This window comes from Streptomyces scopuliridis RB72 (assembly GCF_000718095.1).
Lineage (GTDB): Bacteria > Actinomycetota > Actinomycetes > Streptomycetales > Streptomycetaceae > Streptomyces > Streptomyces scopuliridis.
On record NZ_JOEI01000011.1, the window covers coordinates 78857 to 95213 of the forward strand.

14 protein-coding genes and 1 pseudogene are annotated in these 16357 nt (G+C 70.9%); 10 read left to right on the forward strand and 5 right to left on the reverse strand.

Annotated elements, in window-relative coordinates; all coding sequences use genetic code 11:
* Nucleotides 1-20: 20 nt before the first annotated feature.
* The 3 genes and pseudogenes from IF11_RS36690 (at nucleotide 21) to IF11_RS0115870 (ending at nucleotide 2748) form a co-directional block, all read left to right on the forward strand.
* A pseudogene (locus IF11_RS36690) lies at nucleotides 21-882 on the forward strand (M20/M25/M40 family metallo-hydrolase).
* Between the two features lie 73 nt (nucleotides 883-955).
* Nucleotides 956-1513: a TetR/AcrR family transcriptional regulator gene (locus IF11_RS0115865; protein ID WP_240627547.1), complete on the forward strand. Its 558-nt coding sequence runs from the start codon at nucleotides 956-958 to the stop codon at nucleotides 1511-1513.
* An 89-nt stretch (nucleotides 1514-1602) separates the two neighbouring features.
* Nucleotides 1603-2748 carry an NADH:flavin oxidoreductase gene (locus IF11_RS0115870; protein WP_051745964.1) on the forward strand — a complete coding sequence of 382 codons (1146 nt, stop codon included), beginning with the start codon at nucleotides 1603-1605 and terminating at the stop codon, nucleotides 2746-2748.
* A 109-nt stretch (nucleotides 2749-2857) separates the two neighbouring features.
* On the opposite strand, the gene IF11_RS0115875 is transcribed toward IF11_RS0115870, so the two are convergent.
* The gene (locus IF11_RS0115875; protein ID WP_030352242.1) at nucleotides 2858-4402 is read right to left on the reverse strand and encodes a carboxylesterase/lipase family protein; all 1545 of its coding nucleotides are present in this window, start codon (nucleotides 4400-4402) and stop codon (nucleotides 2858-2860) included.
* A gap of 50 nt (nucleotides 4403-4452) precedes the next feature.
* Nucleotides 4453-5745 carry a cation:proton antiporter gene (locus IF11_RS0115880; RefSeq protein WP_030352243.1) on the reverse strand — a complete coding sequence of 431 codons (1293 nt, stop codon included), beginning with the start codon at nucleotides 5743-5745 and terminating at the stop codon, nucleotides 4453-4455.
* Nucleotides 5746-6050: 305 nt separating this feature from the next.
* Between IF11_RS0115880 and IF11_RS0115890 the strand changes: the two genes are divergently transcribed.
* Complete coding sequence (locus IF11_RS0115890) at nucleotides 6051-6971, forward strand: AEC family transporter (protein WP_030352245.1); 921 nt, start codon at nucleotides 6051-6053, stop codon at nucleotides 6969-6971.
* A 35-nt stretch (nucleotides 6972-7006) separates the two neighbouring features.
* Here IF11_RS0115890 and IF11_RS0115895 read toward each other — a convergent pair whose 3' ends face one another.
* The 3 genes from IF11_RS0115895 to IF11_RS0115905 are packed head-to-tail and all read right to left on the reverse strand — an operon-like array spanning nucleotide 7007 to nucleotide 10363.
* Nucleotides 7007-8014, reverse strand: coding sequence for a 1-aminocyclopropane-1-carboxylate deaminase (locus tag IF11_RS0115895; RefSeq protein WP_030352246.1), 1008 nt, complete (start codon nucleotides 8012-8014; stop codon nucleotides 7007-7009).
* A gap of 60 nt (nucleotides 8015-8074) precedes the next feature.
* Nucleotides 8075-8584, reverse strand: coding sequence for a MarR family winged helix-turn-helix transcriptional regulator (locus IF11_RS0115900; RefSeq protein ID WP_030352247.1), 510 nt, complete (start codon nucleotides 8582-8584; stop codon nucleotides 8075-8077).
* Between the two features lie 33 nt (nucleotides 8585-8617).
* Nucleotides 8618-10363: an FUSC family protein gene (locus IF11_RS0115905; RefSeq protein WP_030352248.1), complete on the reverse strand. Its 1746-nt coding sequence runs from the start codon at nucleotides 10361-10363 to the stop codon at nucleotides 8618-8620.
* Nucleotides 10364-10517: 154 nt separating this feature from the next.
* Between IF11_RS0115905 and IF11_RS0115910 the strand changes: the two genes are divergently transcribed.
* The 6 genes from IF11_RS0115910 (at nucleotide 10518) to IF11_RS0115935 (ending at nucleotide 16350) form a co-directional block, all read left to right on the forward strand.
* Nucleotides 10518-11003: an SPW repeat protein gene (locus IF11_RS0115910; RefSeq protein ID WP_030352249.1), complete on the forward strand. Its 486-nt coding sequence runs from the start codon at nucleotides 10518-10520 to the stop codon at nucleotides 11001-11003.
* A gap of 157 nt (nucleotides 11004-11160) precedes the next feature.
* Nucleotides 11161-11817 carry a peptide deformylase gene (gene def / locus IF11_RS0115915; protein ID WP_030352250.1) on the forward strand — a complete coding sequence of 219 codons (657 nt, stop codon included), beginning with the start codon at nucleotides 11161-11163 and terminating at the stop codon, nucleotides 11815-11817.
* A 141-nt stretch (nucleotides 11818-11958) separates the two neighbouring features.
* A complete protein-coding gene (locus IF11_RS0115920; RefSeq protein WP_030352251.1) occupies nucleotides 11959-12822 on the forward strand; it encodes a helix-turn-helix domain-containing protein in 864 nt (287 codons plus the stop codon).
* Nucleotides 12823-13099: 277 nt separating this feature from the next.
* A complete protein-coding gene (locus tag IF11_RS0115925) occupies nucleotides 13100-14056 on the forward strand; it encodes a TauD/TfdA dioxygenase family protein (protein ID WP_030352252.1) in 957 nt (318 codons plus the stop codon).
* A gap of 69 nt (nucleotides 14057-14125) precedes the next feature.
* Nucleotides 14126-14863: a FadR/GntR family transcriptional regulator gene (locus IF11_RS0115930; RefSeq protein ID WP_030352253.1), complete on the forward strand. Its 738-nt coding sequence runs from the start codon at nucleotides 14126-14128 to the stop codon at nucleotides 14861-14863.
* Nucleotides 14860-16350 carry an amino acid permease gene (locus IF11_RS0115935; protein ID WP_030352254.1) on the forward strand — a complete coding sequence of 497 codons (1491 nt, stop codon included), beginning with the start codon at nucleotides 14860-14862 and terminating at the stop codon, nucleotides 16348-16350. Before IF11_RS0115930 ends, IF11_RS0115935 begins: the two co-directional genes overlap by 4 nt.
* Nucleotides 16351-16357: the final 7 nt, after the last annotated feature.

Below are 16357 nucleotides of genomic sequence, written 5' to 3' on the forward strand. Positions count from 1 at the left end.
CCGACTGGCCGTTCACCGTCATGGACGGCACGGCCTCGGGCCCCGGGGCGTTCGACATGAAGGCCGGTCTGGCGCAAGGGATGTGGGCCCTGCGCGCCCTCTACGCGCTCGGCCTGCCGCGGCCCACCCGTACGTTTCGTGTTCAACGGCGACGAGGAGACCGGCAGCGCCGTCTCCCGGCCGTACATCGAACGGGCCACCGAAGGCGCCGCGGCCACGCTGGTGCTCGAACCGGGTGGCGAGTGGGGCATCAAGGCGGGCCGCAAGGGCGTCGGTATCTTCACCGTCACGGCGAAGGGCATCGAGGCCCATGCCGGACTCGACCCGGCCAAGGGCGCCAGCGCCATCCACGGACTCGCCGATGTCATCCGCGCCCTCGTCGCCGCCGCCGACCTGGCGCGCGGGACGACCGTCAACGTCGGCCGGATCAGCGGCGGTACGGCCCGTAACGTCATCGCGGGCGAGGCGAGTGCCCTCATCGACGTCCGTGTCGGTACGGAGGAGGAGACCGCCCGGATGGAACGGGTCCTGGCCGGTCTGGCCGCCACCGATCCCCGGGTCACCGTCACGGTCGACGGCGGCTGGAACCGTCCGCCGATGCGGCCCGGCCCCGCCGGACGCCGGCTCTTCGCGCTGGCCGATGCTGTCGCGACCCGCATCCGGGCGCCCCTGGCTGAGCTGTTCGTCGGCGGCGGCAGCGACGCCAACTTCGTCGCCGCGCTCGGCCGCCCGGTCCTGCGCGGCATGGGCGCCACCGGCGACGGGGCGCACGCGCGGCACGAACATGTCATCGTCGCCGACCTCCCCGACCGGGTGGCCCTGACCGCCGGCATCCTGCTGGGTCTCGCCGGGCACAATTCGCCGACAGTGCCGATTCATTGACAGTGCCGATTCATTGACAGTGTCGACAAAAGAGTGATTGGTTACTCACATGTCACCCTCGGGAAGACGCCGGTTGTCGACCGCGGACGAGCGTCGCGAGACGGTGCTGCGCACGGCCATGCAGGCCTTCGCGGCTCGTGGGTACTACGGGACGAGCACCACCGAGGTCGCCGAGGCCGCCGGAATCTCGCAGGCCTATCTCTACCGGCTCTTCCCGCACAAGGAAGCCCTGTTCATCGCGCTGATCAACCACTGCGCGTGGCTGATGCGCGAGCGGATGTCACGCTGTCTGGCCTCGGCGGAGAGCACCGATCCGGCCGAGGTGCTCACCACCATGGCGTCGGCCTTCCGCGGACTGGCCGCGGAGGAACGGGACTTGGTGATGGTGCTGCTCCAGGCCAACGGCGCCGCGAGCGAGCCGGCGATCCGCGCGGCCGTGCGCGACTGCTACGCGAAGCAGGTGGAGTACGTGCGGGCGGCGTCCCTCGCCTCGGACGAACGGATCCGCGGGTTCTTCGCGGACGGCATGCTCGGGAACGTACTCGCCGCCCTCGACGTGGCGGCGGTGGACTCCCCGTGGGCCCGCACCCTCTGCGGCCCCGGGCACGGTCACCACTCCCCGCCAGGGTGAGCTTCCGGGCAAGGGAATACGCTCCGGACCCACCTCGTTGAGCGCGGGGAGTGATTGACCACTCTCCAGCCATCCGAGGGAGACCATCCGTGACATCGACGGCACCGGCGACATCAGCGACCCCGAACGAACAGGCGAGCAGGGCGGGACAGATCCTCTCCCGCCCCTTCAGCATCGGGGACCTGGTCCTGCCGAACCGGATCGCCATGGCGCCCATGACACGCAACTTCTCGCCCGGTGGTGTCCCCGGCGCCGATGTGGCGGAGTACTACGCGCGCCGGGCGGCCGGCGGCGTGGGGCTGATCATCACGGAGGGGACCCATGTCGACCATCCCTACTCCGGGCGTGAGGAGCGGATCCCGCGCTTCTACGGGGAGGACGCGCTCGCCGGCTGGGCCCGGGTCGTCGACGCCGTACACCGCGCCGGCGGCCGGATCGTTCCGCAGCTCTGGCAGGAGGGCACCGGCCGGGTGACCGACGACGAGTCCGTGGCGAAGGCGGTCAGCCCGTCGGGGCTGGGTCTGGACGGCAACCCGGAGGGCCGGGCGATGAGCCTCGCCGAGATCGACGAGGTGGTCGCGGCCTTCGCCGCCGCGGCGGCCGATGCCGAGCGCCTCGGCTTCGACGGTATCGAGCTGCACGGAGCGCACGGCTACCTCATCGACCGGTTCCTGTGGTCCCGTACGAACCGGCGCGCCGACGCCTACGGGGGCGACGAGGCGTCGCGGCTGCGCTTCGCCACCGAGATCGTGGCTGCCACGCGCGCGGCCGTGTCGGCGTCCTTCCCGATCATCTTCCGGCTGTCCCAGTGGAAGGCGCACCACTACACCGCCAAGGTGACCGAAACCCCCGAAGAGCTGGAACGCCTGCTCACCCCGCTGGCCGAGGCGGGCGCCGATGTCTTCCATGCCTCGACACGCCGGTACTGGGAGCCGGAGTTCGACGGCTCGGAGCTGAATCTCGCCGGCTGGGCGAAGAAGCTGACGGGCCGGCCCACCATCACCGTCGGCTCCGTCGGACTGGACAGCGTCTTCCTGGAGGCCGTCGAGCAGGGCAAGGTGAAGGGCGTCGCGGGTATCGAACCGCTGCTGGACCGGCTGGAGCGGGACGAGTTCGACCTGGTCGCCGTCGGGCGCGCGCTGCTGGCCGACCCCGAGTGGGCCGTGAAGACGATCGAGGGGCGGACGGACGAACTGGTGCCCTTCGACAGCGGCGCGCTGACCGCACTGCGCTGATCGCACTTCGCTGACCGGCGGAGCCGACCCGCATAACGACGGGACGAGCCGGCCGCCTCGGTACGTACGCCGAGGGGCCGGCCCGTCCCCTCTCCGCCCGTGCCATCCGTCAGTCCCAGGCGCGGCGTTCGTCGTCCCGCGGGGCGTGCACGACCTCGGGGGCGCCGGGGCCGTACGTCATCACCGGGCGCGAGGCGTCCCAGGCGGGCCAGCCCGGATCCCCGGTGGCCGCGAAGCGCACCCAGTCGGCGTGCATGGTGTCCGCGAGGGACTGCGGCGCCTCGGTGCCGGTGAGCGAGACCGTGGCCGGCTCCCGCAGAGTGTCGAAGACGAAGCCGATCTCCAGGGCATGGCACGCGCCCAGGTCCTGTCCGGCCGATCTTCGTGGATCAGCCTGCGGTGCCAGGCGTCGCGGGCCCGCGAAGATCGGCCGGACAGGGCCTGGCCGCTGGACGGGCGAGGGCCAGGCGAACTCGTAGAAGTACGTGGCGGCCGGGGCCTTCCGGCGCGCGTCGGCGAGCCGGGTGAGCGGGATACGCAGCAGCCGGTCGGTGGCGAGCGCGCCGAGCAGCTCCCCGGGCGACGCGCCCGGCCGGTTGGCCCGGTACACCGCCGCCGTCCGGCCCCGTACCCGGAACCGGGCCATGGCCAGCCGCAGCGCGACCGGACCGATCCGGTCGAGCGCACCGCCGGGTATGAACCACAGCCGGTACTCCTCCGAGGTGGTCCCCATCAGCAGACCGATCTCCGCGCCCTGCCCCGCCGCCAGCGCGGCGGCCGGGTCGCGGGGCAGCACCTCGCCGTCCACCACGAGATCGAAGCTCGCACCACCGACCAGTGGACTGCCGGCGGTCGCCTCGCGCTGTGCCCGCAGCAGCCGGTCGCGGTCCACCCCGGCGAGGGCCGCCGCCGTGGCCGGGACCCCCAGCCGCCGGGCGATGCGCCGTGTGGTGCGCCGGGCCCTGGCCGGGGTGACGGCGGACGGGACGCCGCTCTGGAGCACGGCCCGGCGCAGCAGGCCGGCGGAGAGCGGCGAGGCCAGGATCCCGGCGATGGAGAACGCCCCGGCGGATTCGCCGAAGACGGTGACCAGTCCGGGGTCGCCGCCGAAGGCCGCCACGTTCCGCCGTACCCACGCGAGTGCCGCGAGCTGGTCCCGCAGACCCAGGTTGGCGGGCGCGTCGGGGAACACCCCGAACCCCTCGACGCCGAGCCGGTAGTTCAGCGACACGAGGACCACGCCGTCCCGGGCGAACGCGGCGCCGTCGTACGTGGGTACGGCCGACGAGCCGTGCCGCAGCGAGCCGCCATGGATCCAGACCATGACGGGCAGCCCGGCGCCGCCCGGATCGGGGGTCCACACATTGAGGTTCAGACAGTCGTCCCCCGGCACGGACGGATCGGGCAGCAGCCGGTCCAGCGGCGGGGCGTACGGCAGCTTCGGGGCGGTCGGCCCGAAGGCGGAGGCATCGCGGACACCGTCCCACGGCGCGGGCGGGGCCGGCGGGCGGAACCGGTACGGGCCGACGGGCGCCGCCGCGTACGGGATACCGCGGAAGACGGCGACCCCGCGCTCGATGCGGCCGCGCACCCGGCCGTACTCGGTGCGGACGACGGGCTCCCCGCCCACGACGGGGTCCGGTTCACTGATCATCCGTCACGCTCCTTTTCCCTCACGGTGAAGGCTGCCCGCGCGTGGCCCCGTCACGTACGCCCGTCCCGCCCGCCGCGCCGGCGGCCACTGATACTGCCTGCCCCCATCCCCCGAATGGGCAGTTCGTTCTCCGCCGGGCCTGCCGGGGGCGCGCCGGTGACCGCTGACGCCTTTCCATAGCGCTGGGCGAGAGGGGAGGAGGTGATGCCGTGTGCGAGGACACTGAGCAGCACGGTGCAGGCGACCACGGGGACGATCGTCTGCCAGGCCGGCGGGGCGAGTTCTTCGACCGCCAGCAGACCGAAGATCACGGATGCCAGCCCGCGTGGGCCGAACCAGCCCACGAACAGGACGGTTTTCCTGTCCAGACCGCTCCCGGCCAGGGACAGGGCCACGGGCAGCATGCGTACCACCGTCAGGCTCAGTACCGCGTAGAGCGCTGCCTGCCAGGTGAGGTGATCGAAGGCGGCCGGTACCAGTACGGCACCGAAGAGGAGCCACACCAGCACGGAGAACAGCGAGGCGGTCTGCTCGACGAACAGCAGCACACGCTGTGGGGCGCCGTGCGTCGAGCCGAAGGCCAGGCCGGCGACAAAGGCGGCGACGAAGCCGTTGCCGCCGATCGCGATGGCCGAGGTGTAGCTGAGGAGGGCCAGTGCCAGGACACCCGACCCGGCGACATCCTCGGTGGCCCAGCCCTTGCGCAGGGCGTGGCGCAGCCCCCATCCGGCGACGAGCCCGAGCACCGTGCCATAGATCAGGCCGATGGCGAGTTCCACGAGGGCGCCACCGGGGGTATGCGTATCCGACGTACTCCCGGCCGCGGCCACTCCTGCCAGGGCGAGTACGACGAACGGGGTGGCAATACCGTCGTTCAGGCCGCTCTCGACGTTGATGAGCCGGCGAATCCTCGCGGGCACGACCGGATCGACCATCATCGTGGCGCCGAGCGCGGCGTCCGTCGGAGCGAGTGCGGCGGCGACATACAGCGCGGCCCACCCCGACACCCCGGGGAGCAGACCCATGGCCAGCAGGGTGCCGAGACCGATGCACATCGGCAGCCCGAGCAGCAGAAGGCGTACATACAGGCCGAGTTCCGGGCGCAGCGCCCGGAAGGACAGCCGTGCGGCATCGGTGAAGAGCACCCAGGCCAGCGTCACCTCGGCGAGTGTGCGCACTGTCACCGGCGACGGGGCCAGGTCCAGTACACCGATTCCCTTGCTCAGCAGCAGACCCAGCAGTACGAAGGCCACCGGGGCGGTGAGTTCGACGCGCGCCAGCCGCTGCGAGAACAGACTCCAGAGGAAGAGAAGAAGCAGGATCAGCGAGAAGGTTGCATCCACCGTGGACTCCGTAACCATGGCCGCGTCGTCGGTTGGGTCCTGCCGGTCGGACAGGGCGCGGGGCCTGATTCTCGGCGGTCGTGGCGTCCTGAGGATCCACCCGGGGGAAGAGATCAAGGCTTTCACCCGAGTGGTGGAACGCACCGTGCGTCAGGACCGCGATCCGACGCCGGATCTCCGGTCGGCCGGTCTCGGTGCGCGAGATCACGTTGACCCCGGGTGATGTTCCTCGGGAAGGTTGGCTGCATGACCCATGTATCCGTACCGCTACCGAGGGCTGCCCTCTCCACCGACAGGGGCTCGCGGTGCGCGGAGTACTGACCGGATTCGGCGTCATCGCGGTCGTCATCGGAGTCGGCTATCTGATAGGACGGCGCAGATATCTCGGGGACAACGGGCGCGAGGTGCTCACCAAGCTCGCCTTCCATGTGGCCACGCCGGCGCTGCTGTTCACGACGCTCGCGCAGGCCGATCTGTCGGTGGTCCTCTCCAGCAGACTGCTGATCACCGCGCTCAGTACGGCGGCCGCCGCCGGGGTGTTCGTGGCGGTCGCGCTCGTACGCCGCTGGGACGTGGGGGCCACCACGATCGGCGCGCTCTGCTCCAGCTATGTCAACGCCGGGAATCTGGGCATCCCGATCGCCGTGTATGTCCTCGGCGACGCCTCACTGGTGGCGCCCGTGCTGCTCTTCCAGCAGATCGTGGTCACACCGATCGCGCTGACGGTGCTCGATCTCTCGGGCTCCGGCGAGAAGCGACCGGTGTGGCAGCGGGTGACGACACCGCTGCGCAACCCGGTCGCGGCCAGCTCGCTGTGCGGCGTCATGGTGGCGGCGACGGGGGTGACGGTGCCGGGGCCGGTGCTGGACCCGCTGATACTGATCGGCAATATGTCCGTCCCCGCGGTGCTGCTGGCCTTCGGTATCTCGCTGTACGGCAGCGCCCTGCCGGGCCGGGGCCCCGACCGCCGGCCCGTGCTGCTGTCCGCGGTCCTGAAGTCCGTGGGCCAGCCGCTGGTGGCCTGGGCGCTCGGGGCCCTGGTCTTCGGGCTGCACGGCGCGGCCCTGCTCGATGTCGTGGTGACGTCGGCCCTGCCGGCCGCGCAGAACCTCTATACGTACGCCTCCCGCTATCGCGTCGCCGAGCGGCTGGCCCGCGAATCGATTCTGCTGTCCACGATGCTGTCGGTGCCGGGGCTGGTGGTCGTGGCGGCGTTCCTCGGCTGACGGGGTCGTATCACGCGGTGTACGGCGTCACACCATCAGTCGAAGGCGCCGCTGTAGGCGTTGAGCGCGGGCTGGCCGCCCAGGTGCGCGTACAGCACCGTCGAGTCCTCGCCGATCTCGCCCGTACGCACCAGATCGATCAGCCCGGCCATGGACTTGCCCTCGTACACCGGGTCGATGATCATCCCCTCCAGCCGGCCGGTGAGCCGGATCGCCTCCAGTGTCGATGCCACGGGGACGCCGTAGCGGTCGCCCGCCCATCCTTCGAGCACGCTGATCTCGTCATCGCGCAGCTCGCGCCGGACGCAGATGAGATCGGCGGTGTGCCGGGCTATGCGCCCGACCTGCTCGCGGGTCTCGTCGATCCTGGCGGAGGCGTCGATGCCGATCACCCGCCGCGGGCGGTCCTGGCCCGCGAACCCGGCGATCATCCCGGCCTGTGTGGAGCCCGTCACGCTGCAGACGACGATCGTGTCGAAGAAGACGTCGTGCTCGGCCTCCTGGCGCTCCACCTCGTAAGCCCAGTTCGCGAACCCCAGCCCGCCGAGCGGGTGTTCGGAGGCCCCGGCCGGGATCGGGTACGGTGCGCCGCCCTCGGCCCGTACCTCCTCCAGCGCCTGCTGCCAGGAGTCCTTGATCCCGATACCGAACCCCGCCGAGCCGAGCCGGACATCGGCGCCCATGATGCGGGACAGCAGGATATTGCCCACCTTGTCGTTCACCGGGTCGGGCCAGTCGACCCACTTCTCCTGGATGAGCCGGGCCTTGAGCCCGAGATGAGCGGCGACGGCGGCCACCTGCCGGGTGTGGTTCGACTGATGCCCCCCGATCGATACGAGCGTGTCCGCGCCCTGCGCCAGGATGTCGGGGACGATGTACTCCAGCTTGCGCGTCTTGTTCCCGCCGTACGCGAGACCGGAGTTGCAGTCCTCGCGCTTGGCCCAGACGCGGGCGCCGCCGAGGAACTCGGTCAGCCGGTCCAGCCGGTGGACCGGGCTCGGTCCGAAGAGCAGGGGATAGCGCGGGAAATCCTCGACGGCCACGGGGGAGGTCCTCTCTGCGGGAAGGCGTGTCCGGTACGGCCTTCCCCGCGGCGCGCCCCGTCAAGAGTCCAGCAGGCTTCCCAGCCGACCCTCCAGCAGCACCAGCAACTCGCCCAGCGAGCCCGCCAGCCGCTCCTGATTCCGGGTGCCGAGTCCGTCCAGCAAGGCTGCCTCGTACCCCAGTTGCTCGGGCAGCAGCCGGTCGAGCAGCTCACGTCCCTCGTCGGTCAGGGACAGATGCGTGACCCGGCGGTCCCGGTCGTCCGGCCGCCGGGCGATCAGTCCCCGCTGTTCCAACTGGCGCAGCCGCTTGGTCACGGCCGCCCCGGAGGCGAAGGTCTCCCGGGCGATCCGGCCCGGGGTCAGCTCCCGGTCCGTACGGCGCAGGGTCCCCAGGATGTCGAACTCGGGCCGGGTCAGTCCCTCGCGCCGGAGGGGCGCGTCGGCGGCCTGCTGGAGGAGCGCGGAACAGCGGTTGAGCCGCCCGATGACCGCCATCGGGGCGGTGTCCAGTTCGGGCAGTACCTGCTGCCACTGCCGCATCACGCCTGCGACGATGTCCTCGGCCACGGGTACGCTCCTCTGTTCCGGTTCTGGCGCGGCCTAGAGTACGGGCGCGGCCGGTGCGGTGTGACGGACGAGGAGGGCGAGGGTGCGGTGGCCGTCGCGCTCGGCAGCGGCGACGCGCTCGGCGGGCAGCGCGCGCTGCCACCACTCACCCGAGGCGACCTCGACGGCCTCGCGCAGTTCGACGAGCGAGTGCGTCAGCCGGTCACGCGCCCAGCCGGTCTCATACGGCTCGGCAGCGGCAATCGGCGGATTCCTGACAGGGTCGAGCGACCGCCGCGCGGCGCTCTCCGCCGCCGTGACCCGCGCGAGGGCGAGATCGATACGGTCGGTGGCCCGGCGGTTGGTGACCAGCACACAGCAGGCGAGCCCGATCGCCACCCCGACGACGGTGTCCACCGCACGATCGGCGATCAGGGTCCGGGCGGGCAGGTGATTGCCGAACTCCGTCAGCAGCAGCGCCATGGGCGTGACACACACAGAACCGAGCCAGTAGTTACGGGTGATGAGGGCCTCCGCGCCCACCTGGCACGCCAGCGCGAGCAGCACCATCGTGAGCGCGCCGGTGCGGATCAGCGGCAGCAGCGCGACGAAGACGGCCAGTCCCAGGACGTTGCCCAGGGCGCGCTGGACGGCCCGCTGCCAGGACAGGGTGGTGTTGGCCTGATAGATCGAGGCCGCGGTGACCACGGCCCAGTACGGGTGTCCGACCCCGGCGGCCAGCGAGACCCAGCCCGCCAGCGCGCAGCCGACGGCGACCCGGGCGCCGATCGGCAGCAGGGGCGAGCCGGGCCGCAGCCGGGCGACTAGGCCCTGTCCGCCACCGGGACGGTCCGGTGCGGGCCGCCGCGGCCGCCACACCGCCCGCCGTTCGGCGGCGACACCGGAGAGCTCGTGTTCCTCACCGGGCGTCAGATCCATGCGGGGCAGGGCCCGGCCGCGGCGCAGCGTACGGGCCAGCTCGCCGCACCGTTCCGCTTCCCGGGCGGGGGAGTCCGTACGGCCCGCGGCGGGCGAGGCGAGGGCCGACTCCGCGTGGACGAGGAGCCGTTCGAGCCCGGCGCGGGTCGCGTCGGAACGCCGGACCTGGAAGAGCGTGTGCCAGGCGGCGTTGACCGCACCCGCCGTGGCCCCACGGGCCGGAAGCACCCGTACGGTCCGTCCCGCCGCAAGCGCGGCCTCCTCCGGCCGCTCCCGCCACAGCGCGGCGGCGGCCTCCAACGCCCGTGCCACCGCGATCCGTTCGGGACCGTGCGGCCGGAACAGCCCGGGAGCCATGCAGATGAGCCACGCCACCGTCCCGCCGGCGAGCGCGAGCGCGAGATGAAAGGGGATCTCCCCGGGACGCTGCGGCACGAAGAACGCGGAGGCGGAGATGAAGGTCAGGATCAGATTGCCCGGCGGACCTGTCCGGGTCGCGTCACAGACCATCTTGTGGACGGCGGCGACCAGGGAGGCGAGGAGCACCAGCAGCGCGGGCGAGGTGACCAGCGAGGCGGCCGTCAGCGCGACGCCGAGACTCGCGACCATGCCGAGGACCACCAGGGCCAGCGTGCGGGCGCGGGCGGCGTACGGCAGACCGTGCGCGTAGAGCGCGCACATCGCCCCGGCCGAGGTGTAGAGGATCAGATCCAGGCGGCCGAGCGCCAGCAGCGTCACATCCGGCACGGCGAGCGCCGCCGCCGCGCTGAGCGCCGGCTTGTGCCAGATGTCCACCGGCCGCCGCAGCCGGACCGTGCTCCTGACCGGTAGCGGGCGGATCCATGGGGGGTGCTTCGCCATGGAAGAAGATTAGCATGTGTTTTATGAGTAAAAGATATTTCGCTCTTCTTATCTCACCGCTACACAAAAGCCAATAAAGCGCGCAGAATGGATCTGTTGCGGCTCGATGCCGCGCATCGCGGTCTGACTTGCGCAATCGAAGGAGGCGAGTCGTATGGCCGACGTCTCACACACGAGGCGGGACGTCTCACAGCAGGACGTCTCACAAACGGGGCAGGACCTGGCCGGTCATCCCGATGTTCCGGAGATGCGGGAGCGTTACGCCCGCATGCTTGGCGGACGCGACGTGGCGCTTGTGGACGGACCGGTGTTTCTCGTCGGCCTGTTCTGCGCCTTGTCGCCCTGGATCATCCACTTCACGGCCACGCAGCCGGCACTGGCGGCGCACAACCTCATCATGGGGATCGCGCTCGTGGTGATGGCGGTGGGCTTCACCGTCATGCCGCAGCGGATGTACGGCCTCAGCTGGGCCATGTGCGCCATGGGTGTGTGGCTGATCATCGCGCCATGGATCGTCGGCACGGGTCCGGACAAGGGCATCATCTGGACCAACGCGGTCATCGGCGGGCTGACCCTCCTGCTCGGTCTGGTGTGCGCGGCCGCGGCGATGAAGAGCGGCCGCAGCCGCAGAAGGGCCTGAGTCGAGCGGTTCGGCCCGTCCCGGGATGCCGGACGGGCCGGCCGTCACTCCCTGACGGCGGGCGGCGTCCCCGTGCCGCCGCCGATAAGCGGGTGCGGCCTCGTGCCCGGCGGACAGCCCTCTTCCCGGAGTCTGGGAAAGTGGGCCCATGCAGGCCATGACGCGCACCGAACTCACCGATCTCGTCGACTCCCTTCTCGACGGGCCCTCGCCTCTCGACGGGCCCTCGCCGCTTCCCATCGTCTCCGCGGGCGACCCCGTGCTACGGCGCCCCGCGGCCCCGTACGAGGGGCAGTTGGGGGACGCCCGGCTGGAGCGCCTGGTGCGCGTGATGCGCGAGACGATGCATGCCGCGCCCGGCGTCGGACTGGCGGCGCCTCAGGTGGGGATCCCCCTGCGGCTCGCGGTCATCGAGGACCCCGCCGAGGTGAGTGACGAGGTGCGCGCCGCACGGAGCCGGGTGCCGCAGCCGTTCCGCGTGCTCGTCAACCCGTCGTACGAGCCGCTCGGCGACGGCCGGGCCGCGTTCTTCGAGGGCTGCCTGAGCGTCCCCGGCTGGCAGGCGGTGGTCGTACGGCACGCACGGGTCCGGCTGCGCGGGCAGGACGAGCGGGGACGGGAACTCGACGAGGAGTTCTCGGGGTGGCCCGCCCGTATCGTCCAGCACGAGACGGATCATCTCGGCGGGACGCTCTATCTCGACCTCGCCGAGATGCGCTCGCTGTCCAGCACCGAGCACGCCGTCGCGCGGTGGTCACAGCCCACCCCCGCCCTGGCAGCCGAGGAGCTCGGCTTCACGCTCGCCACTCGCTGACCGGTTCGCGCGGCTGATACACCACTCCCCGGAGTTCCGAACGAGCCGTCAGACTTCCATGTCCCCACACGAGTTGCTGTGGCAGACTGCCCCGATGTAACGGTGGCGCTCGGGGGGTGCTGTGGTGCGTAGAGGTGGGACGTGAGCGAGCCGCGCTCCGCGCCGACGATCGGCCAACTCGTCCTCAGCAAGCAGTTGCAGACCCTGCGCGAGGGCGCGGGCCTGAGCCGGGAGCAGGCGGGCAAACTGCTGCGTGTCACCGCCGCCACCGTCCGCCGGATGGAGACGGCCGAGGTCTCCCTCAAGATCCCCTATGTGCAGATCCTGTTACCCGCCTACGGTGTGCCCGCCGACGAGGCCGAGATCTTCCTGCGGCTCGCGGACGAGGCGAACGAACCGGGCTGGTGGCAGCGGTTCCACGACATACTCCCGGACTGGTTCAGCGGCTACGTGAGTCTCGAAGAGGCCGCCACGACCATCCGCTCCTACGAACCGCACTTCGTGCCGGGGCTGCTCCAGACCGAGGAGTACGCCCGCGAGGTCCTCACCGCGGGCGCTCTGGGCCGGATGACCGACCCCGGCAGGATCGAACGCCATGTCGCGCTGCGCAAGCGGCGCCAGGCGCTCCTGACCCGCACCGATGCCCCGGCCCTCTGGGTCGTCCTGGACGAAACGGTACTGCGCAGACCCGTCGGCTCGTCGAAGATCATGCGGGCACAGATCGACCGGCTGCTGGAGGCGACGGAGCTGCCCAATGTGACGATCCAGATAGCCGAGTTCGCCGCCGGCCATCACCCCGGCACCTACAGCCCGTTCGTACTGTTCCGCTTTGATATGCCCGAAGTGCCCGACATGGTGTATATCGAGTATCTGACCGGCGCCCTCTATCTCGATCAGGACGCCGAGGTCACCGAACATATGCAGGTCATGGACCGGATGGTGGCCCACGCGGAGTCCGCGCGCCGGACCAGACAGCTCCTCGCCACGTTCCGCCGGACGATCTGAGGTACGGTGCGTGCCATGGGTACGTACTCGACCTTCCGTGCAGCGGAGCCGCGCCACAGCGGCCCCCACGGTGAGTGCGCGCCCCGCGGCCTCAGCTTTCTGCGTCGCCGCGGCCGGGTGGGATCTCCCCCGGCCCGTTCCTGTCGCTGACCCGCGACGCCACCCGTAGCGCCCACCGGCCCGTTGTCGTCGCCGGGCCCGTCCGCTCCGGGACCGTACCTCCCCTGAACCGCCCCGTGTGATGCCTGCCGTCGTTTCCCAGAGGAGACCCGTGACCATCGCCGCCCCCTCCGTCACCCCTTCCACCGCCTCCGTATCGCCCGCGTCACCCGTCCTGCGTGATCACCGCATCCCCGCCGACGGCCTGTACGAAGGGCCCCGTGCGCTGCGCCGCGTCCCGGAGAAGTGGGAGGACCGGCCGTACGAACTCTTCGAGGTCGTCCCGCAAGGGCGGATCATCGGCGCCGAGATCCGGGGGCTCGATCTGTCCCTCCCGCCGGCCCCCGCGGTACGCGAGGAGCTCAACCGGGCGCTGCTGGAGTGGAAGGTGCTCTTCTTCCGCGGTCAGCATCTGTCGTCCGACGCGCAGCGCGCCTTCGCCCGCAGCTGGGGCGAGTTGGAGACCAATCCGCTGCTGGCCACCGGCGACGCCCCGGAGGTCGTCCGTTTCGACCGGAGCGCGGTGCCCACCTTCGAGAATGTCTGGCACACGGACGTGACGTTCCGCGAGCGGCCCGCGCTGGGAGCGGTGCTGCAACTGCGCGAGGTGCCGCCGGTCGGCGGTGACACCATGTGGGCCGACATGGCGGCGGCGTACGACAATCTGCCGCAGGACGTGAAGGACCGGATCGACGGCGCCCGCGCCGTGCACGACTTCGTCCCGGGCTTCGCGCGGTTCTCCTCGCCCGCCCAACTTGCACCGTTCCAGGAGCTGTTCCCGCCAGTCGAGCATCCCGTCGTACGGCGCCACCCCGAGACCGGCCGGCGGATGCTGTTCGTCAACACCTCCTTCACCACCCGGATCGTGGGGCTGGAGCGTGCGGAGAGCGACCGGCTGCTGCGCCTGCTGTTCCAGCAGGCGCATGTGCCCGAGTACCAGGTGCGGTTCCGCTGGCAGGCGGGGGACATCGCCTTCTGGGACAACCGCGCCACCCAGCACTACGCGGTCAATGACTACGCTCCGCACCGCCGGGTGGCCGAGCGCGTCGCCATCGCGGGCGACCGGCCTTTCTGACGGCCGCCCCAGCCGCCGAGGCTGTTGCCCTTCTTGACAGCGATCTCCCGGGGGGTTCAGGATGCGCGGGTGAACCTGTCAGACAGCCAGACAGCTGGCGAGGCGCCCAAGCGGATCAGCGCCCTGGAAGCGGTGCTCGGTCATCTGCGCGGCGCGATTGAGCGCGGTGAGTACGCCGTGGGGGAGAAGCTCCCCTCCGAGGCGGAGCTCTGCCGCCGCCTGGAAGTGAGCAGACCCGTGCTCCGGGAGGCGCTGCGCGCGCTCCAGACCATGGGGCTCACGGTCTCGCGCACCGGCAAGGGCACCTTCGTCGTCTCCCAGGGCCCTGTCGAGGACCCGACCTTCGGTGACTACTCCGCGAGCGACCTCCTGGAGGTGCGCCGACATGTGGAGATCCCGGTGGCCGGGTACGCGGCGCTCCGCCGCACCCCCGAGGACCTCGACCATCTCGCGCATCTGCTGGAGCGGATGGAGCGGGAGACCGACACCACCGCGTGGGTGGCGATGGACACACTCTTCCATCTCGCGGTCGCGCGGGCCGCCCAGAACCCGGTCTTCCGGCGAGTCATCGAGGAGATCCGGGACGCGCTGGCCCGCCAGTCGGCGTTCCTCAACGATCTGGGCGGCCGGCGCGAGCAGTCGAACCAGGAGCACCAGGCGATCGTGGACGCGCTCGTCGACCGTTCCGAGCACGACGCCATGGAAGCCATGACCCACCATCTGGCCCGCGTCGAGTCGACGCTGACCACCATCGTGCGCTCGCCGCGGCGCGCGGTTCCCCCCACAGAAGGTGAAGACCCGGCGTGAGTGAACAATCCCTCCAGAAGCCGCAACCGTCAGCATCATCAGGGCGGGAACAGAAGCCGGACGGCGCGCACATCGACGCCGGGGACGCCGGATACAGCAAGTCCCTGAAGTCCCGCCACATCAATATGATCGCCATCGGCGGGGCCATCGGCACCGGGCTGTTCCTCGGCGCGGGCGGCAGGCTCGCCGACGCCGGGCCCTCGCTGGCCGTGGCCTACGCCGTGTGCGGTGTCTTCGCCTTCCTCGTGGTGCGCGCACTCGGAGAGCTGGTCCTGCACCGGCCGTCCTCCGGGGCGTTCGTCTCGTACGCCCGTGAATTCCTGGGCGAGAAGGGGGCGTTCGTCGCGGGCTGGATGTACTTCCTGAACTGGGCGACCACCGGAATCGCCGACATCACGGCGGTGGCGACCTACACCCACTACTGGGGCATGTTCACCGATGTCCCGCAGTGGGTGATCGCCCTGATCGCGCTCGCTGTCGTGCTGACCGTGAACCTCATCTCCGTGAAGATCTTCGGCGAACTGGAGTTCTGGTTCGCGATCATCAAGGTCGGTGCGCTGGTCCTCTTCATGCTGATCGGCATCTTCCTGCTGGTCACCCAGCAGCCGGTCGACGGCCACACCCCGGGCCCCTCGCTGATCACGGACAACGGCGGCCTCTTCCCGGCCGGGATGCTCCCGATGCTGCTGGTCATCCAGGGGGTGGTCTTCGCGTACGCCTCCGTCGAACTCGTCGGTGTCACGGCGGGCGAGACCGAGCACCCGGAGAAGATCATGCCCAAGGCGATCAACTCCATCATGTGGCGCGTGGCCCTCTTCTACGTCGGTTCCGTCGTGCTGCTGACGATGCTGCTGCCCTGGGACGCGTACTCCGCCCGCGAGAGCCCCTTCGTGACCGTGCTGTCCAATATCGGCGTGCCGGCGGCCGGCGGGGTGATGAACCTCGTCGTCCTCACCGCCGCGATGTCGAGCCTCAACTCCGGTCTCTACTCCACCGGTCGCATCCTGCGCTCGATGGCGATGTCGGGCTCCGCGCCGAAGTTCACCGGGGTGATGAGCCGCAGCCAGGTGCCCTACGGCGGCATCCTGCTCACCTCGTCGATCTGTGTGCTGGGCGTCGGCCTCAACTACCTCGTACCGAGCGAGGCGTTCGAGATCGTGCTGAACTTCGCCGCGCTCGGCATCCTCAGCACCTGGGCCATGATCATGGTCTGCCATCTGCTCTTCTGGCGGAAGACGCAGGCCGGGGAGCTCGTACGCCCCGGCTACCGGCTCCCCGGCTCGCCGTGGACCGAGATCGTCACGCTGGTCTTCCTCGCGTCGGTGCTGGTCCTGATGTACGCGGACGGCGGCGCGGGACGTACGACCGTGCTGTCCCTGCCCGCGATCGGGGCGGCGCTGGTCGGGGGCTGGTTCCTGGTACGGGGCCGGGTCGGGACCGTACGGGAAGCGGCTGCCGGTGCCGGTAACACCACCGGCACCAAGTAACGACAAC